We start from the raw sequence: 18,042 nt of genomic DNA, 5'->3' as shown, positions 1-18,042 counted from the left end.
AGTGCTAGCTCTTGGTCTTGCCGGGGGCCGGTTCGGACATCGTCGTCGCACCGTCCAGGCGCTCGGCGTCCGGCGGCCGATACAGGTTCCGCTTCGAGATGTACTGGACCACGCCGTCCGGCACCAGATACCACACAGGCCGGTGCCGGCTGGCGCGCCGCCGACATTCCGTCGAGGAGATCGCCAGCGCCGGTATCTCGATCAACGTGACCGCGTCCTCCGGCAGCGCGTCGAGATGAGCGGCCAGATGTTCGGTATTGAGATCGAATCCCGGGCGCGACACTCCCACAAATTTCGCCAGTGAGAACAGTTCCTCCCAGTCCTGCCACGACAGAATACTCGCCAGGGCATCGGCACCGGTAATGAAGTACAGCTCGGCGTCGGGATGGAAGCTGCGGAGATCGCGCAGAGTGTCGACGGTGTAGGTGACTTTCCGGCGGTCGACGTCCACCCGGCTCACCGAGAACCGTGGGTTCGACGCAGTGGCGATGACCGTCATCAAGTACCGGTCCTCCGCGGGGCTGACCACTTTCCCCTGCTTCTGCCAGGGCCTGCCGGTGGGTACGAAGATCACCTCGTCGAGGCCGAACCGGTCGGCGACTTCGCTGGCGGCCACGAGGTGACCGTGGTGAATGGGGTCGAAGGTGCCGCCCATGACCCCGAGACGGCGCCGACGTGCGCCCGTTGTTCCCTGTTCCACGAGTGCCGAGCTTACGTGGTCATACCGGGAGCAACCCGGCGACCACCGAGGCGAGCTGCTGCGCGGAGCGGCACTCGTGCATGCTGATGACCTCGTTGTACACCTTGGCGGCCGAATCCCCGGAACCCCACTGTCCGCGTGGCTCGGGGTTGAGCCAGTGCGCATGCTTGGCCACCGACACCAGACGCGCCAGCGCCTCCAGATTGGGGTCGCGATAGTTGTTGCGGCCGTCCCCGAGGACGAGCAGTGAGGTGCGCGAGGTAATGCTCGAGGTGAACCGCTCCGCGAACACACCGAATGCGTTGCCGTAGTCGGAGTGCCCGTCGTAGCTGACGAGGTCGGCCTCGCGGATCATCCGCGACATCGCGTTTCCGAGGTCTGCGCCGGTGTCGAAGAATCGGGTGACTTCGTCGGTGGTGTCGATGAAAGCGAACACCCGCACCCGCGAGAACTGCTCCCGTAGCGCATGGACGAGCAGCAATGTGAAGTGGCTGAACCCCGCCACCGAACCCGACACGTCGCACATCACCACCAGTTCCGGGCGGGCGCGTCTCGGCTTGCGCTGGACGAGATCGATGGGCACTCCCCCGGTGGACATCGACTTGCGCAGGGTCCGCCGGAGATCGATCGACCCGGCGCGATGACGACTGCGGCGCACCGCGAGCCGGCTGGCCAGCAGTCTGGCGAGCGGGGTGACGTTACGTTTGAGAGCGGTCAGCTCGGAGTCCGACGCGCGCAGGAAGTCCACTTCCTCGGCCAGCCGCGGCACGCCGTACGACGCCACCCGCTCCTTGCCCAGGTTCTCGGCCGACCGCCGACGCGTCTCCTTCTCGACCATCTTGCGGAAGTCGGCGATCCGCTGCGCCGCGGTGCGTTTGGCCACCTCGGATTCGTAGCTCTCCGTCATTCGGGCTTCGCCGACCTGCTGATTGCCCAGGAGTCCGTCGAGGATCTTCTTCAGCAGGGTCTCGGGCGCCACGTCCCGCAACGCCTGGTAGGCGGAGAACGACGGCCCGTTCGCCGACTGGTACTGCCCGAGTTCTTCGACCATCTGCGCGGTCAGGAGTTCGGTGAGTTCGAGCGCTTCGGGCGACCCGTCGGCAAGGAGTTCGACGATCAACTCACGCAGGGCGTCGTAATCGATGTCGCCCTTCTCGGTTCGCGGAAGCCTGGTGTCGACGGCCCCGCTCGACCGATTCCCGACGGCCGCGGGGAACCACAGATCGAAAAGAGCGTCGAACGTGGAGCGGTGAGTGGGACGGCGTAGCAGGGCGCACGCCAGTCCCTCTCGGAGTGCCTCGCGGTCGAGGAGATCGAGGACGGACATGACCTGCCCGGCGTCGACGGTCTCCGACGGGCCCACCATGATGCCGCGCCGCCGCAACGCCTCGACGAAGTCGACCAGGTGGCCGGGTAACCCGTGCGGCGCGGCGGGCCCCGATGTTGCCGACCGGGACGTGGGAGGACCACCTGCAGCCATGGGAACCCTCAGTTCAGTCGCAGTTCGGCAGCGGCGCGCTGCTGGTCGGATTGGTGTTTGAGGACCACGCCCAGGGTGGCCCGCACGGCGTCGTCGTCGAGGGTGTCCAACCCGAGCGCGAGGAGCGTGCGGCCCCAGTCGATCGTCTCGGCTACCGAGGGCAGTTTCTTCAACTGCATTCCGCGCAGCACCCGGATGGTCGCCACCAACTGCTCGGCGATCGCTTCCGGAAGCTCCGGGACTCGACTCGCCAGAATCTTGCGTTCGAGTTCGGCATCCGGGAAGTCGAGGTGGAGGAAGAGGCAGCGACGCTTGAGCGCCTCGGACAACTCACGGGTGGCGTTTGAGGTGAGAAGCACGAACGGCTTCCGGACGGCCGTGATCGTTCCCAGCTCGGGAACGGTGACCGCGAAATCGCTGAGCACCTCGAGGAGCAGGCCCTCGATCTCGACGTCCGCCTTGTCGGTCTCGTCGATGAGCAGCACCGTCGGATCCTCGCGCCGGATCGCAGTCAGCAGCGGACGCGACAGCAGGAACTCCTCCGAGAAGACATCCGCCTTGGTGGAGTCCCAGCTGCTGTCGCTGCCGTGAACATTCCCCGTCGCTGCGCTCGCTCCGGCCTGGATGCGCAGGATCTGCTTCGCGTGGTTCCACTCGTAGAGCGCGCGAGCCTCGTCGACGCCCTCATAGCACTGCAACCGCACCAGTTCGGCGTCGGTCGTCTGTGCGACGGCTCGGGCCAGCTCTGTCTTGCCGACACCCGCCGGTCCCTCGATGAGCAGGGGCTTACCGAGCCGGTCGGCGAGAAACACCGCGGTCGCGGTGCCCTTGTCTGCCAGGTAGCCGGTTTCGGCGAGCCGGGCGATCACGTCGTCGACGCTCGCGAACAACGGCGTCGTGGTGGGTAGTGCGCGATCCACGCTCGCTCCTTTCGATGGGCTTGCGGAAATTGGTGGTCGAACTGCGGTGCTAGGCCGGACGCGTGTGCCCGTCCCCCCACACGATCCACTTCGTGGAGGTGAGTTCCGGCAGCCCCATCGGACCGCGGGCGTGGAGCTTCTGGGTGGAGATCCCGATCTCGGCGCCGAAACCGAACTGCTCGCCGTCGGTGAAGGCGGTCGACGCGTTGACCATGACGGCGGCGGCATCGACGCGGGCGGTGAACTCGCGCGCGGCCGACAGGTCGGCGGTCACGATGGCCTCGGTGTGACCGGTTCCATATCGATCGATGTGCTCTACCGCGGCATCGAGATCGTCGACGACCTTCAGCGCCACATCGAGGGTGAGATATTCGTCCGACCAGTCTGTCTCGGTGGCGGGCACCATGCCGGGAAGATCTCCGTGGACGGTGACACTGTGCGTCTGCAGCGCCTGCAGGAGCTTCGGGACGGCGACGTCGGCAATGGCGGCGTCGACCAGAACCGTCTCCGCGGTATTACAGACGCTCGGCCGCCGCGTCTTCGAGTTGAGCAGGATTCGTTCGGCCATCTCCAGGTCCGCGGCGGCATGGATGTAGACGTGGCAGTTACCCACGCCCGTCTCGATGGTGGGGACGGAGGCGTCTCGTACGACGGCGCTGATCAGTCCGGCGCCGCCCCGAGGGATGACGACGTCAACCAAACCGCGCGCCTGGATGAGATGGGTGACACTCGAGCGGTCCTCGGTGGGCAGTAATTGCACCGCGTCTTCCGGCAGCTCCTGCGCAGCCAGCGCGGCGCGCAATGCGACGACCAGCGCCGCATTCGACTTCGCCGCGGACGAGGATCCACGCAGAAGCGCAGCGTTGCCCGACTTCAGGGCCAGGCCGAACGCGTCCACGGTGACGTTGGGACGGGCCTCGTACACCATGCCCACCACACCCAGCGGCACTCGGAGCTGTCGCAGTTCGAGTCCATTGGGCAGTGTGGATCCGCGCACCACTTCACCGATCGGATCGGGCAGACCCGCTACTTGACGGAGTCCGGCGGCGATTCCCTCGATCCGAGCCTCGGTCAGCCGGAGCCGGTCGAGAAGGGATTCCTCGGTGCCGGACGCCCGGGCCGACTCGATGTCGGCCGCATTGGCGGCAAGGACGTCAGTCGTAGCTGCCAGCACCGCATCGGCCGCGGCGTGCAGGACCGCGTCTTTCTGCGCGGTGGTGAGCAGAGCAAGGACCCGCGACGCGGTGCGGGCACGACGAGCCGCCGCGTGAACGGCCTCACGGGTGTCCACGGCACCGGTCGACGCGGTGGAGGTCACTGCAGTCATGAAGACAGCCTATATACCGCGGTCTGTGCAGCGCGGCGCGGGAACGACCGGGAATGATTTCGTCCCCCGCGCAGGTTGCGACTGGTCGAGACCATCAGAGGCAGGAGTGCTGTAGTGGGCGTGTTGTTCGAACCCATCACCTTCCGCGGAGTCACCGTCCCCAATCGGGTGTGGATGGCGCCGATGTGCCAGTACTCGGCCGACGTGACGGGCCGCGATGTGGGAGTTCCCAATGACTGGCACCGGACGCACCTCGTGACGCGCGCCATCGGCGGTGCCGGCCTGATCCTCACCGAGGCGACGGCAGTCAGCCCGGAGGGCCGCATCAGCCCCGCCGACATCGGCATCTGGAACGACACCCAGGCCGAGGCCTTCGCGGAGATCAACGCACAGCTCGAGTACTTCGGCGCGGTCCCGGGCATCCAGCTCGGTCACGCCGGGCGCAAGGGCTCCGCGCACGTCCCGTGGCGCGGGGGTGGGAGCCTCGACGGCGACGATCGGTTGTCCTGGCAGACGGTGGCGCCGAGCGCGATCGGTTTCGGCGACCACACCCCGCCTGCCGCGGCGACGTCCGCCGACATCCGGAAGGTGGTCGCCGATTTCGCCGCCGCCGCCGAGCGGGCGTCGCGGGCCGGTTTCAAGGTGGTGGAAATCCATGCGGCACACGGCTATCTGCTGCACCAGTTCCTCTCACCGGTCAGCAATCACCGCACCGACGAGTACGGCGGCAGCTTCGCGCGCCGCATTCGCCTCCTGCTAGAGGTCGTCGACGCGGTACGCGGGGTCTGGCCGGCCGAGTTGCCCGTCTTCGTCCGGTCTCGGCAACCGACTGGCTCTCGGAGGAGCCCGGCCTCGACGCGGACAGCTGGACGCCGGATCAGACCGTGTCCCTCGTGCAGGCCCTCGCGGACCTCGGCGTCGACCTCGTCGACGTGTCCAGCGGTGGCGTCGCGTCCGCCCGGATCCCCGTCGGGCCCGGCTACCAGGTGCCGTTCGCCCGTCGCATCCAGAACGAGACCACGGTCCCGGCCGCCGCCGTCGGGCTCATCACCGAGCCGGAGCAGGCCGAGCGAATCGTGGAGTCGGGAGAAGCCGTCGCCGTGTTCCTCGGGCGCGAACTGCTCCGCGACCCGTATTGGCCGCGAAAAGCCGCACTGGCATTGAATGCGCAGGTGACGCCGCAGATTCCGGCGCAGTACGCCCGGGCGTACTGAGGCTCGAGCCGACAAGCCCCCGCATCCTTTGCTACGGTAATCGCTCTTACAGCTGGTAGTCCCGCACCCCGGACGGTGGGCGGGACCAGCCACGAGCCAGAGCCGATCGGCGGGGGCCGCATCGCGCCGAAGGGTCCGTGGCCAGGAGACCCGACCAGCACTTCACCCGGCGGGCGACGAAAAGATGCGTGCATCAGGTACGTGCCCCGCGTGGGTGATACCGGCGCTGGGGAGCGCACGACTCATGAATGCACCAGATCACTCCATCACCGCGGACGAGGTGGCGCAGTCACCCGACGTCACCGTCATCGACGAGGCCTCGGTCTCGCGGGCCGTCAAAGCGACCATGCTCGGCAACGCCATGGAATGGTTCGACTTCGGCGTCTACGCCTACCTCGCGACCACCATCGGCCAGGTGTTCTTTCCCGAGGCCAGCGGCACGGCGCAGCTACTGTCGACGTTCGCAATCTTCGCCGCAGCCTTCATCGTCCGGCCGCTCGGCGGTTTCTTCTTCGGTCCGCTCGGCGACCGTATCGGCCGCAAGAAGGTGCTTGCCACCACCATCATCCTCATGGCGGGAAGCACTTTCGCGATCGGCGTGATCCCGAGCTACGAATCGATCGGCATCCTGGCACCGATCCTTCTCGTACTCTTTCGCCTCGTACAGGGATTCTCGACCGGCGGCGAATACGGTGGCGCCAGTACGTTCGTCGCCGAGTACGCGCCCGACAAGCGTCGCGGCTTCTTCGCGAGTTTCCTCGAATTCGGCACGTTGGCCGGGTATGTCGCGGCGGCGGGGCTCGTCACCGTCATCAGCAGCGCAGTCAGCGCCGACGCTCTGGTCGACTGGGCATGGCGAATCCCGTTCCTGCTCGCCGGTCCCCTGGGACTCATCGGCCTCTACCTGCGCCTGCGGCTCGAAGAGACGCCGGCCTTCCAGCAGCAACAGCAGGCTGAGGAACGTTCTCTCGCAGAAGAATCCACCGGCCGAAAATTGCGCGAGACACTGGTCGACAATTGGCGGCCCCTCGTACTGTGCGTCATCCTCGTCGCCGCCTACAACATCGCGCACTACGGTCTGCTCAGCTACATGCCGACGTACCTGTCGAACACGCTCGGCTACGACGAGTCGCACGGCCTCGTCCTCATGATCGTCGTGATGCTCATCATGATGGTGTGCATCAGCTTCGTCGGAAAGCTGTCCGACCGGGTGGGTCGTAAACCGTTGCTGCTGACCGGCTTCGTCGGATTCTTCGCACTGTCGCTGCCCGCGTACCTGCTGATCGGTGTCGGGCACTACGTCACCGTCTTCGTCGGCCTCGCGATGCTCGGCGGACTACTGCTGCTGTTCGTCGGCGTCTTCCCCTCGGTCCTTCCTGCACTCTTCCCGACGGGAATCCGCTACGGCGGCCTCGCGATCGGATACAACCTCGCCGTCTCGATCTTCGGTGGTACCACGCCTCTGGTGCTGACCGCCCTGCAGGACGCGACCGGCAGCGATCTCGTCGCTCCGATGTACATGATGGTGGCCGCAGTGATCGGGGCCATCGCGGTCCTCCTCATCTCCGAGACCGCCCGCAAGCCGCTCGACGGATCGCCGCCTGCCGTCGCCACGGAGGCGGAAGCTCGTCGTGTCCTCGGCCGGTTGCGGCGGACGAAGGCCGGCGAGTCACCGAGGTCCGAGCACGAGGCGGACGCCGTCGACGCGGGATAGTCTTTCCATCATGTCCGCTCCCAGGATCGCCGTGGTCGGCAGCGTCAACATGGATCTGCTGACGGCGACCGAACGATTACCCGCCCCCGGCGAGACCATTCTGGGCAGCGCCTTTGCCGCCACCCCCGGCGGCAAAGGCGCGAATCAGGCCATCGCCGCGGCGCGGGCAGGGGGACGGGTCACATTCATCGGCGCCGTCGGATCCGATACGTTCGCCCTCGAACTGCGCCAAACCCTGGTGGAGGCCGAAGTCGACACCACCCACCTCCGCGAGGTCGACGGGCCGAGTGGAATCGCGACCATCACCGTCGACGCCGCCGGACAGAACAGCATCGTGGTGGTCCCGGGCGCCAACAGCACCCTGACCGATCTCGAACCGGCAGATCTCGAGGCCATCGCGGCCGCCGACGTGCTCCTCTGCCAACTCGAGATACCGGTCGCGACCGTGCTCGCCGCAGCCGCGCACGCCGCCGAACACGACACGGTGGTGATGCTCAATCCCTCACCCGCTCAGCCGCTTCCCCGAGAACTCGTAGCACTCGTCGATGTGCTGGTGGTCAACGAGACAGAAGCCGCGCAACTCGGACCCGACGTGATTTCCGCCGTCCCCCACCTGGTGACCACACTCGGCGGATCCGGCGCCGAGTACACGAACCCCGGCGGCGCCGCCGTACATGCCGACGCCCCCTCGGTCGAGGTAGTCGACACGACGGGTGCCGGTGACGCGTTCGCAGGCGCTCTGGCGGTGTCGTGGATGCGCGGCCCCGAGGCCGCGCTGCCGTTCGCGACCGCGGCAGGCGCACTCGCGACCACCCGGCGAGGAGCCTCGACATCCTCCCCCACCCGCACCGCCATCGAGACAGCTCTGCACCGCTGAGCAGGCCGTTCCCCCTCGCCGCAGGTGGAGTGTCACAGCAGTCGTGCACCATGGGGTCATGACCACCGCCACCACGCCCGCACTCCGCGACGAGGCCGAACGCCTGCTCCGAGAGCTGGCAGGACCCGAAGCGCGGCTGCGGGACGACCAGTGGACTGCCATCGAGGCGCTCGTCGTGGGCCGACGACGCGCGCTCGTCGTCCAGCGGACCGGGTGGGGTAAATCAGCTGTCTACTTCATCGCGGCCAAGCTGTTGAGGGCCGACGGGCACGGGCCGACCGTCATTGTGTCGCCGCTTCTCGCCCTCATGCGGAATCAGGTGGCGTCGGCAGAACGGGCGGGGGTCCGGGCCGCCACGATCAACTCGGGCAACGTCACGGAGTGGGACGACATTCACGCCCGTGTCGCGGCGCAAGAGCTGGATGTCTTGTTGGTCAGCCCGGAACGCCTGAACAACCCCGACTTCCGCGACCAGGTTCTTCCTTCCCTCGCCGCCGACGCCGGCCTGGTCGTCGTCGACGAAGCCCATTGTGTCTCGGATTGGGGCCACGACTTCCGCCCGGACTATCGGCGCATCCGCACGCTCATCGGCGAGCTCGGGCAGGGTATTCCCGTGCTTGCGACCACGGCTACCGCAAACGACCGCGTGGTCACCGATGTCTCGACCCAGCTCGGGGTGGGCGGCGGCGAAACGCTGGTGTTGCGCGGCGGGCTCGAACGCGAATCGCTACATCTGTCGGTGGTGCAGATTCCTGAGGCCACGGCCCGCGCCGCGTGGCTCGCCCAGAAGCTCGACAGCCTGCCCGGGTCGGGGATCATCTATGCGTTGACGGTGTCGGCGGCACGAGATCTGGCTAGCTTGCTCACCGAGCAGGGGCACACCGTCGCCGCCTATACGGGACAAACCGATGCCGGCGAACGGGAAGGCCTCGAGCAGGATCTACTCGACAACCGCGTGAAAGCCCTGGTGGCTACGTCGGCGCTCGGCATGGGCTTCGACAAGCCCGATCTCGGATTCGTGGTGCACCTCGGTGCCCCGTCGTCACCGATCTCGTACTACCAGCAGGTGGGCCGTGCGGGCCGTTCCACTGATCGCGCCGAAGTGATCTTGCTCCCCGGCTCGGAAGACCGGCAGATCTGGAGCTATTTCGCATCGGTGGCGTTTCCCCGTGAGCACATCGTGCGGCGGGTCATCGAGGTTCTCGACCCCGACCGGCCGCAGTCCACGCAGGCCCTGGAGCCACTGGTGGAACTGGGGCGGACGCGGCTCGAGATGGTGTTGAAGGTTCTCGATGTAGACGGTGCGGTTCGCCGGGTCCGTGGGGGCTGGGTGGGAACCGGGCAGCCTTGGACCTACGACGCCGAACGCTACGAACGTCTCGAACGGGCCCGTGAGTCCGAGCAGCAGGCCATGCTCGACTATCAACGCATCACCACGTGCCGGATGGCGTTCCTGAGGGAGCAGCTCGACGATCCGGGACTGGTCGAGGGGGCGTCCGACTGCGGCCGGTGCGACAACTGCACCGGCGCGCACTACGACACCGCTGTGGATGCAGACACCGTGGCTCAGACCCGATCGCGGCTGGAGAGGCCGGGCATCGACCTGGCGCCTCGGAAACAGTGGCCTTCGGGACTGAAGAAGCTCGATGTCGCGTTATCGGGGAAAATTACGGACGGTCCGGAACCGGGCCGTGTCCTCGGCCGATTGTCCGACCTCGGCTGGGGACAACGACTGCGCACTCTGATGGACGGACCGGACGGTCCGGCACCGGAGAACGTCTTGCAGGCCTGCATCGCCGTGCTGGCATCGTGGGACTGGACGCAGCGGCCCACCGCCGTCATGGCCGTCGAATCGACCACCCATCCCCTTCTCGCGGCCTCCTTGGCGGAGCGGCTCGCCCAGATCGGACGGCTCGAGCATCTGGGAGTCCTGAGGCAACGACCCGGCCATCCGCCAGTCTCTGCGGCGAACTCCGCCTACCGGGTGGCCGGTCTGGCAGACGCGTGGGAAACCCCCCAACTTTCGGGTTCCACGGGGCCTGTTCTCCTCGTCGACACCCTCACCGACACCGGCTGGACCCTGACGATGGCTGCCCGGACGCTGCGGGCGGCGGGCGCCACCTCGGTGCTGCCTTTCGCCCTGGCAGCCGTGAAGTGACTCCGCAGCGGCGGTCGAGTGCCCTGAGATCTCGAAATGGACAAGTGTGTCGCTTGCGGATCGTCGAAAAGTTACATAACGTGAGCAGCGTCACATTGCCCGTCTCACCTGCGAAGGCTCCGTGCCCGGACGGGCCAATTTCGCGACGCACGTGAAATCGGCATAGATGGTTGTTAGGTTGGTTTTTCCAATGACGCCTGTTCAGAAGAGTGCCATCCCGACCACCGCGCCGGACGCGGTGTTGTTTCGAAGTCCACAGATCTCTGATGGAGTCCGGCTCTGGGAGATCGCCAGGAACACGGAAGTGCTCGACCTCAACTCGAGTTATGCCTACCTGTTGTGGTGCAGAGATTTCAGCCGCACGTCGATCGTCGCAGTGGTCGACGAACGAGTAGTGGGATTCGTTTCGGGCTACATCCGCCCCGAATCCCCGGCGACACTGTTTGTCTGGCAGGTCGCCGTAGACGCAGACCAGCGTGGCAAGGGAATTGCCGGACGCATGCTGGGCGCCTTGCTCGATCGTCTTGCGCCTGAAGGGATCACCCATCTCGAGACGACGATCAGCCCCGACAACGAGGCATCGATCGCGTTGTTCACCGCATTGGCGCGTCGCCGAGATACGGCGATCACTAAGCAGACGTTATTCTCGCCCAACGATTTTCCCGATGGACACGAAGCCGAAGATCTGTACACGATCGGCTAAGAGCATGCCCCGGAGGAATGCAGCAACATGACTGACAGCAGTACGACTAACGCTCATACCGATATCTTCGAGAGCCTCGAATCCGAGGTTCGCAGTTACAGCCGCGGGTGGCCCACCGTTTTCGAAACGGCGTCCGGATCGTGGATTCGCGACGAGAACGGCAAGGACTACCTCGACTTCTTCGCCGGAGCCGGCTCGCTCAACTACGGGCACAACAACCCGGTGCTCAAATCGGCACTCGTCGACTACATCGTCGGTGACGGAATCACCCACGGTCTCGACATGTCGACCGTCGCGAAACGCGAACTGCTCGAGACCTTCGAGGACAAGATCCTGAAACCGCGGGGCCTCGACTACAAAGTCCAGTTCCCCGGCCCCACCGGCACCAATACCGTCGAGGCCGCGCTGAAGCTTGCCCGTAAAGTCACGGGCCGTTCGTCGATCATCAACTTCACCAACGCGTTCCACGGCATGACGCTCGGCGCGCTCTCGGTCACCGGTAACTCGATGAAACGTGCCGGGGCCGGTATCCCGCTGGTGCACGCCACTCCGATGCCGTTCGACAACTACTTCGACGGGGTCACCGAGGACTTCCACTGGTTCTCCCGGGTCCTCGACGACTCGGGCAGTGGCCTGAACCGTCCGGCCGCCGTGATCGTCGAAACCGTTCAGGGCGAAGGTGGCGTCAACGTTGCTCGGGCCGAGTGGCTGCGCGCCTTGGCGGAGCTGTGCGCGGAGCGCGACATCCTGCTGATCGTCGACGACGTTCAGATGGGGTGCGGGCGCACCGGCCCGTTCTTCTCCTTCGAGATTGCCGGCATCACCCCCGACATCGTCTGCCTGTCGAAGTCGATCAGCGGTTACGGGCTCCCTATGGCGCTCACGCTGTTCAAACGCGAACTGGACGTGTGGGGTCCGGGCGAGCACAACGGCACGTTCCGCGGCAACAATCCCGCATTCATCACCTCCAAAGTGGCGTTGGACCAGTACTGGTCCGACGACGCCCTGCATCAGTCGACGCTGGCCAAGGGCGAGAAGATTCATCAGGCGTTCACCGCACTGTCCAACCAGTTCGAGGGCAAGGTCTTCACCCGCGGTCGCGGCCTCGTTCAGGGTCTCGTCTTCGACGAGGCCGAGAATGCGGGCAAAGTCTGCAAACTCGCCTTCGACGAGGGACTGCTTGCCGAAACCTCCGGACCTTCCGACGAGGTGGTCAAGCTGCTACCGGCGCTGACCATCACCGACGAGGAACTCGACCACGGACTCGGCATTCTCGCCGAGGCCACCGGCAAGGTTTGCAGCTAGAGAGGATGGGAGTACCCATGATCGTTCGCACCACCGCAGAAATCACCGACACCGAGCGCGACATCACCAGCGAGGACGGCAATTGGCGCAGCAAGCGCATCGTCCTCGGCGGTGACAAGGTGGGCTTCTCCTTCCATGAAACCACGATCAAGGCGGGAACTGTCAATGAGTTCCACTACGCCAACCATGTCGAGGCCGTGTGGCTGGTCGAGGGCACGGGCAAATTGGTCGATCTCGACAACGACAAGGTTTACGACCTCGGACCCGGATCGATGTACCTGCTGAACGGGCACGAACGGCACCGCGTCGAGCCGGAGACCGAAATGCGCATGCTCTGCGTGTTCAACCCGCCCGTGACGGGACGTGAGGTACACGATGAAAATGGTGTCTACCCGTTGATCGAGGTTCCCGCGTAGCGTCGAACCATGGCCGACGACGTTGCTGTTCCAGCTGTTGCCATCGGACCCGCCCCGGACCCGCTCCTCGAGGACGCGGTGCGCCGGGGCGGCGCCCGTCTGTCGCCCTTCGAGTCCGCCGATGCGTTGGTGTGGACCGCGGGCCCGATCGGGTTTCCCGACCCGCTCCCGGACAATATTCGGTGGGTGCAGCTCGATTCCGCCGGAGTCGAGCAGTGGTTCGATGCGAAACTCATCACACCCGATACCCAGATCATGTGGACGTCGGCTGCGGGTGCGTTCGCGGCCACAGTCGCCGAACATGCCCTGACGCTCCTCCTGGCCGGAGTGAGGGTGCTGCCGGAACACATGGCGGCCCGAACGTGGCGTCAGCACGATTTCTACTCCAAGGTCGGCACGCTGCGCGGTGCGACGGTCGCCATGGTGGGAGCAGGCGGCATCGGCCGGGCACTCATTCCCATGCTGGCTGCGCTCGGAGCCGACGTGATCGCCGTGAATCGCTCGGGCAGCCCCGTTCCGGGTGCCATCGAAACGCTTCCGACCACCAGGTTGAACGAGGTGTGGCCGCGGGCCGACCATTTCGTCATCGGGGCGCCCGCGACGTCCGCGACGCATCACCTGGTGAGCGCCGCCGAACTGGCTCAGATGAAGTCGACGTCGTGGGTGATCAACGTGGCCCGCGGGTCGCTCATCGATACCGATGCTCTCGTGCACGCATTGCGGAACGGCAGCATCGGCGGCGCCGGGCTCGATGTCACGGATCCGGAGCCGCTTCCCGACGGTCACCCGCTCTGGGAACTGCCCAATGTGATCATCACCCCCCACGATTCCAACCCGCCGTCCGTGCGTCCGCCCGCTTTCGCCGATCATGTGGCGTTGAACGTGACCCGTTTCGTCGCCGGTGAGCGGCTCACCGCCCTGATCGATCCGGTCGTCGGTTACTGACCCGGCGCTACCCTGGAGTGCGTGTTCGACCGACTGCTCGACGTACTCAGCGGCCGGCGTCTGTGTGTGGTCACCGGCGCCGGCATTTCCACGGATTCCGGAATCCCCGACTACCGGGGTCCCGACTCTCCCCCGCGCAACCCGATGACCTTCCAGCAATTCATCGGCGACCCGGACTTCCGTCGTCACTACTGGGCCCGGAATCATCTCGGCTGGCGGCACATGGACGCAGCCCGGCCCAACGCCGGTCATCGGGCCCTGGCCGGTCTCGAACGCGCAGGCGCCGTGCACGCGGTGATCACGCAGAACGTGGATCTGCTCCACACCAAGGCGGGCAGTCGCCGGGTCATCGATCTACATGGCACGTACGCACAGGTGCGTTGTCTCTCGTGCGGTGCACTGATCTCGCGGGCAACACTGGCCGAGCGTCTCGAGCGAGCCAACCCCGGGTTCGCCGAGACCGTGGCCGCGGCGGAGGGAGTCGAGATCGCACCCGATGCGGACGCCGTCGTCACCAGTACGGAGCACTTCCGGATGGTCGACTGTGAGGCCTGCGGCGGGCTCCTGAAACCGGACATCGTGTACTTCGGCGAGTCGGTCCCCAAGCCGAGGGTCGCGGCTGCCTACGCCGTGGTCGACGAAGCGGAAGCGCTGCTGGTGGCCGGTTCGTCGCTCACCGTCATGTCGGGACTACGGTTCGTCCGGCACGCCGCCAAGCGCGCAATACCGATCGTGATCGTCAACCGCGGGTCGACGAGAGGTGACGAGTTCGCCACCCTCACACTCGATGCGGGTTGCTCGGACGCGCTGCGGGCGCTGCTCGACGTATCCACCACGATGTCGGCGTGACAGGCACCCCCGTCAGAGCGGTACGAGGTCGTCGGCGTGCACCACGGGTCGCTGCATCTCCGGCGGTAACTCGGTTGTCGACTTCCCCAGGATGTCGTTGATCTCGGTGGAGTCGTAGGCCACCACGCCCCGCGCTACGGGACGCTCCTCGGGTCCGAGCAGGGAAACCACGTCGCCGCCGTAGAACCGGCCCGAAACGGCAGTGATCCCGGCGGGCAGCAGCGACCGCCGCTTGGTGACGACGGCACGGACCGCGCCCTCGTCGATGTGGAGGATTCCCTGTTCGTCCGCGGCATGCCGCACCCAGAACTTGCGTGCGGACAGCCGGGTGGGCCGAGCCGCGAAAGCTGTTCCCACGGCGGCGTCCTGCAGCGCCGCACCCGCCTGCGAGGCTGCCGCGAGCAACACCGGCACACCGGCATCCGAGGCGAGGCGGGCCGCGGACAGTTTGGACGCCATGCCGCCCGTCCCGAGGGCACCACCCGAACCGGCGACCACTCCGTCGAGGTCCTCGGGGCTGTTCACTTCCGGGATCAGAGTGGCGTTCCCCTTGCGTGGATCGCCGTCGTAGAGACCGTCGACGTCCGACAACAGGATGAGTGCGTCGGCACCGACGAGGTGCGCCACGAGCGCAGCGAGGCGGTCGTTGTCACCGAACCGGAGTTCGGCGGTGGCGACGGTGTCGTTCTCATTGACGATCGCCACGGCATGCAGCGCCCGCAGACGGTCCAGGGTCCGCTGGGCATTGCGATGCTGCGCACGGCGCGCGATGTCGTCGGCGGTGAGCAGCACCTGCCCCACGGTGCGGCCGTACCGGGAGAAGGACGTTCCCCAGGCGTGGGCCAGGGCCAGCTGCCCGACACTTGCCGCGGCCTGCTTGGTGGCCAGGTCGCGCGGTCGCCGCGTGAGCCCCAGTGGCGCCAGACCGGCGCCGACGGCACCGGACGACACCACGATCACGTCGGAGCCGGCACGCATCCGTGCCTCGATTGCGTCGGCCAGCGCATCGAGACGACCCACGTCGAGTCCGTCGACCAGGCTGGTCAGCGCCGACGATCCGATCTTCACGACAATGCTGTCGGCCGACGCAATCGTGCGCCGGGTGGCGCTCACTGCTCTTCGGGGTCGAGGCCTTCGAGACCGCGACGGATCCTGTGTGCGTGCTTGCGCTCCGACGCGCCGATACGTTCCACCTGATCGAGACGTGGGTCGGTACCGCGGCCGGTGCGAGTGAGATCGACACCTGCGGGCGTCTGAGGTTCCCACTCGAAACTCACGTCACCGATCGTGACGGACGCGCCGGGTTCGGCTCCCTGCTTGACGAGGGCGTCCTCCACTCCGAGTCGAGCGAGACGGTCGGCCAGGTAACCCACAGCCTCGTCGTTGTCGAACTGGGTCTGCCGCACCCAGCGCTCGGGACGTGTTCCCCGGACGATGAAGCCGCCGGGCACCTCCGGGTCGGCTATAACGCTGAAGCTGTTGTCCTTGTTGGCAATCGGGCGAATCACGGGCCGCTTGGGGACTTCCGGCGGATGTGCCGTGCGGTACTCCTCGACGAGTTTCGCCAACGCGAAGATCAGCGGACGCAATCCTTCGCGGCTCACCGCGGAGATCGTGAACACCGGCCAACCGCGGGCCTCGAGGTCGGGGGTCACCATCTCGGCCAGCTCAGCAGCTTCCGGAATGTCCGCCTTGTTGAGGACCACGATGCGAGGACGATCGGCGAGGTCACCGAGGCTGGCGTCACTGGACAGCGCGGGTTTGTAGGCCGCGAGCTCAGCTTCGAGGGCGTCGATGTCGGAGATCGGGTCACGACCGGGGTCGAGGGTCGCACAGTCGACGACATGCGCCAGCACAGCACAGCGCTCGAGGTGGCGCAGAAAGTCCAGACCCAGGCCACGTCCCTCGCTCGCCCCGGGGATCAACCCGGGCACGTCGGCGACGGTGAAGGTGGTATCACCGCTGGATACGACACCGAGGTTGGGGACGAGAGTGGTGAACGGGTAGTCGGCGATCTTGGGCTTTGCCGCCGAGAGCACGGACACGAGGGAGGACTTGCCGGCCGAGGGAAAGCCTACGAGCCCGACGTCGGCGACAGACTTGAGTTCGAGGACGAGCTCGCGTTCGACGCCGTCCTCACCGAGGAGGGCAAAGCCGGGCGCCTTGCGTGCCTTGGAAGACAGCGCGGCGTTTCCGAGCCCACCACGCCCACCCTGGGCGGCCTCGAACCGGGTGCCGATACCGATCAGGTCGGCGAGAACCTTGCCGTTCTCGTCGAGGACGACGGTGCCGTCCGGGACCTTCAGGACGAGGTCGTCACCTTGGGCGCCGTCCCGGTTACTTCCCATCCCCTGCTTGCCGTTGGTGGCCTTCGCATGGGGATGGAAGTGGAAGTCGAGGAGGGTGTGGACATTGCCGTCCACCTCGAGCACCACGTCACCGCCACGCCCGCCGTTACCGCCGTCCGGGCCGCCGAGCGGCTTGAACTTCTCCCGGTGTACGGAGGCGCAGCCGTTGCCGCCTTTGCCGGCGCTGACGTGCAGCACGACGCGGTCGATGAATCGGGACATGACTGCCGGATCCTTCCTCAGTCAATAAATGAACTCTGAAAAAACAATAGGGGCGGACCGGGTATCTCGACCCTGGTCCGCCCCTATTCGGGAGCTTGGTACGTCCTATGTCAGGACGGTACATACTCGCGGCAGGACTAGGCCTCTGCCGCCGCCGGAACGATGTTCACGGTCTTGCGTCCACGCTTGGTGCCGAACTCGACGGCACCGGCGGAGAGAGCGAAGAGCGTGTCGTCGCCGCCACGTCCGACGTTGACGCCGGGGTGGAAGTGGGTTCCGCGCTGACGCACCAGGATCTCGCCGGCGCTGACGGACTGACCGCCGAAGCGCTTCACGCCGAGTCGCTGTGCATTTGAATCGCGCCCGTTACGGGAGCTGGATGCACCCTTCTTATGTGCCATGTTTCTTGACCCTCCTCGGGTGAAATCAGCTCTGAAGCTCTAGTTACTTGATACCGGTGACCTTGAGGACCGTCAGCTTCTGCCTGTGGCCCTGACGCTTGTGGTAGCCGGTCTTGTTCTTGAACTTGTGAATGCGGATCTTCGGGCCCTTGGTGTGCTCGACGACCTCGCCGGTGACCGAGATGTTGGCCAGCTTGTCGGCATCGGTGGTCAGATCGGATCCGTCGACGACGAGAACGGGAGCAAGCGAGACAGCAGTGCCGGGCTCACCCTCGATCTTCTCGACCTTGACGAGGTCACCAACAGCGACCTTGTACTGCTTTCCGCCGGTCTTGACGATCGCGTACGTTGCCATCGGAGGGCTACCCCTTGCTTCTTCGAACTTGCTCGCGCCACGAAGTGCGCGACTGGTCTGTTGGTACGGCTAGCTCGGTCGAGATCGCGCAGCCTTCACAAGTGAAGG

General features: G+C 66.2%; 16 protein-coding genes and 1 pseudogene. 9 read left to right on the top strand and 8 right to left on the bottom strand.

The features are described from left to right. Positions 1–4: 4 nt before the first annotated feature. The 4 genes from nadD to ACH49N_RS16480 are packed head-to-tail and all read right to left on the bottom strand — an operon-like array spanning position 5 to position 4,427. A complete protein-coding gene (gene nadD / locus ACH49N_RS16495; protein ID WP_109328945.1) occupies positions 5–700 on the bottom strand; it encodes a nicotinate-nucleotide adenylyltransferase in 696 nt (231 codons plus the stop codon). A gap of 19 nt (positions 701–719) precedes the next feature. Continuing rightward, complete coding sequence (locus tag ACH49N_RS16490) at positions 720–2,180, bottom strand: VWA domain-containing protein (protein ID WP_358274478.1); 1,461 nt, start codon at positions 2,178–2,180, stop codon at positions 720–722. 8 nt (positions 2,181–2,188) lie between these two features. Beyond that, positions 2,189–3,100: a MoxR family ATPase gene (locus tag ACH49N_RS16485; RefSeq protein ID WP_159921413.1), complete on the bottom strand. Its 912-nt coding sequence runs from the start codon at positions 3,098–3,100 to the stop codon at positions 2,189–2,191. A 49-nt stretch (positions 3,101–3,149) separates the two neighbouring features. Further along, a complete protein-coding gene (locus tag ACH49N_RS16480; protein WP_159921411.1) occupies positions 3,150–4,427 on the bottom strand; it encodes a glutamate-5-semialdehyde dehydrogenase in 1,278 nt (425 codons plus the stop codon). A 114-nt stretch (positions 4,428–4,541) separates the two neighbouring features. Between ACH49N_RS16480 and ACH49N_RS16475 the strand changes: the two are divergent. From ACH49N_RS16475 to ACH49N_RS16435, 9 genes and pseudogenes are all read left to right on the top strand, one after another. Beyond that, positions 4,542–5,641 (top strand): annotated as a pseudogene (locus ACH49N_RS16475) (NADH:flavin oxidoreductase/NADH oxidase). 244 nt (positions 5,642–5,885) lie between these two features. Continuing rightward, the gene (locus ACH49N_RS16470; protein ID WP_358274480.1) at positions 5,886–7,355 is read left to right on the top strand and encodes an MFS transporter; all 1,470 of its coding nucleotides are present in this window, start codon (positions 5,886–5,888) and stop codon (positions 7,353–7,355) included. Positions 7,356–7,365: 10 nt separating this feature from the next. Next, the gene (locus ACH49N_RS16465) at positions 7,366–8,232 is read left to right on the top strand and encodes a ribokinase (protein ID WP_159921405.1); all 867 of its coding nucleotides are present in this window, start codon (positions 7,366–7,368) and stop codon (positions 8,230–8,232) included. A gap of 58 nt (positions 8,233–8,290) precedes the next feature. Further along, a complete protein-coding gene (locus tag ACH49N_RS16460; protein WP_358274483.1) occupies positions 8,291–10,390 on the top strand; it encodes a DEAD/DEAH box helicase in 2,100 nt (699 codons plus the stop codon). Positions 10,391–10,580: 190 nt separating this feature from the next. Next, entirely contained in the window at positions 10,581–11,093 is a 513-nt protein-coding gene (gene ectA, locus ACH49N_RS16455) for a diaminobutyrate acetyltransferase (protein WP_159921401.1), read from the top strand. Positions 11,094–11,120: 27 nt separating this feature from the next. Continuing rightward, on the top strand, positions 11,121–12,398 hold the full coding sequence (ectB, locus tag ACH49N_RS16450; protein WP_159921399.1) for a diaminobutyrate--2-oxoglutarate transaminase: 1,278 nt from the start codon (positions 11,121–11,123) through the stop codon (positions 12,396–12,398). A gap of 17 nt (positions 12,399–12,415) precedes the next feature. Beyond that, complete coding sequence (locus tag ACH49N_RS16445; RefSeq protein WP_109328926.1) at positions 12,416–12,814, top strand: ectoine synthase; 399 nt, start codon at positions 12,416–12,418, stop codon at positions 12,812–12,814. 9 nt (positions 12,815–12,823) lie between these two features. After that, a complete protein-coding gene (locus ACH49N_RS16440; protein ID WP_358274484.1) occupies positions 12,824–13,759 on the top strand; it encodes a D-isomer specific 2-hydroxyacid dehydrogenase family protein in 936 nt (311 codons plus the stop codon). A gap of 21 nt (positions 13,760–13,780) precedes the next feature. After that, a complete protein-coding gene (locus ACH49N_RS16435) occupies positions 13,781–14,608 on the top strand; it encodes an NAD-dependent protein deacetylase (protein ID WP_358274486.1) in 828 nt (275 codons plus the stop codon). Positions 14,609–14,620: 12 nt separating this feature from the next. Here ACH49N_RS16435 and proB read toward each other — a convergent pair whose 3' ends face one another. The 4 genes from proB to rplU all read right to left on the bottom strand — a co-directional run bounded on the left by proB (position 14,621) and on the right by rplU (position 17,934). Then, positions 14,621–15,721, bottom strand: coding sequence for a glutamate 5-kinase (proB, locus tag ACH49N_RS16430; RefSeq protein ID WP_358274488.1), 1,101 nt, complete (start codon positions 15,719–15,721; stop codon positions 14,621–14,623). After that, complete coding sequence (gene obgE / locus ACH49N_RS16425; RefSeq protein WP_358274490.1) at positions 15,718–17,178, bottom strand: GTPase ObgE; 1,461 nt, start codon at positions 17,176–17,178, stop codon at positions 15,718–15,720. The genes proB and obgE overlap by 4 nt, the downstream gene beginning before the upstream one ends. Positions 17,179–17,315: 137 nt before the next feature. After that, the gene (gene rpmA, locus ACH49N_RS16420; protein ID WP_005248077.1) at positions 17,316–17,579 is read right to left on the bottom strand and encodes a 50S ribosomal protein L27; all 264 of its coding nucleotides are present in this window, start codon (positions 17,577–17,579) and stop codon (positions 17,316–17,318) included. Between the two features lie 43 nt (positions 17,580–17,622). Continuing rightward, positions 17,623–17,934 (bottom strand): 50S ribosomal protein L21, encoded by a 312-nt coding sequence (gene rplU, locus ACH49N_RS16415; protein WP_109328917.1) that lies wholly within the window; start codon positions 17,932–17,934, stop codon positions 17,623–17,625. Positions 17,935–18,042: the final 108 nt, after the last annotated feature.

This window comes from Rhodococcus sp. NPDC019647, from assembly GCF_044389235.1.
In the GTDB taxonomy this organism is placed as follows: Bacteria; Actinomycetota; Actinomycetes; order Mycobacteriales; family Mycobacteriaceae; genus Rhodococcus_F; species Rhodococcus_F oxybenzonivorans.
Note: the sequence above shows the minus strand (reverse complement) of the source record. Positions and strands in the feature narration are given on the sequence as shown.

Coding starts and splice junctions, on each gene's coding strand:
- ACH49N_RS16490 (WP_358274478.1), bottom strand. CDS start 2,180: ATGGCTGCAGGTGGTCCTCCCACGTCCCGGTCGGCAACATCGGGGCCC.
- ACH49N_RS16480 (WP_159921411.1), bottom strand. CDS start 4,427: ATGACTGCAGTGACCTCCACCGCGTCGACCGGTGCCGTGGACACCCGT.
- ACH49N_RS16470 (WP_358274480.1), top strand. CDS start 5,886: ATGAATGCACCAGATCACTCCATCACCGCGGACGAGGTGGCGCAGTCA.
- ACH49N_RS16465 (WP_159921405.1), top strand. CDS start 7,366: ATGTCCGCTCCCAGGATCGCCGTGGTCGGCAGCGTCAACATGGATCTG.
- ACH49N_RS16460 (WP_358274483.1), top strand. CDS start 8,291: ATGACCACCGCCACCACGCCCGCACTCCGCGACGAGGCCGAACGCCTG.
- ectA (WP_159921401.1), top strand. CDS start 10,581: ATGACGCCTGTTCAGAAGAGTGCCATCCCGACCACCGCGCCGGACGCG.
- ectB (WP_159921399.1), top strand. CDS start 11,121: ATGACTGACAGCAGTACGACTAACGCTCATACCGATATCTTCGAGAGC.
- ACH49N_RS16445 (WP_109328926.1), top strand. CDS start 12,416: ATGATCGTTCGCACCACCGCAGAAATCACCGACACCGAGCGCGACATC.
- ACH49N_RS16440 (WP_358274484.1), top strand. CDS start 12,824: ATGGCCGACGACGTTGCTGTTCCAGCTGTTGCCATCGGACCCGCCCCG.
- obgE (WP_358274490.1), bottom strand. CDS start 17,178: ATGTCCCGATTCATCGACCGCGTCGTGCTGCACGTCAGCGCCGGCAAA.
- rpmA (WP_005248077.1), bottom strand. CDS start 17,579: ATGGCACATAAGAAGGGTGCATCCAGCTCCCGTAACGGGCGCGATTCA.
- rplU (WP_109328917.1), bottom strand. CDS start 17,934: ATGGCAACGTACGCGATCGTCAAGACCGGCGGAAAGCAGTACAAGGTC.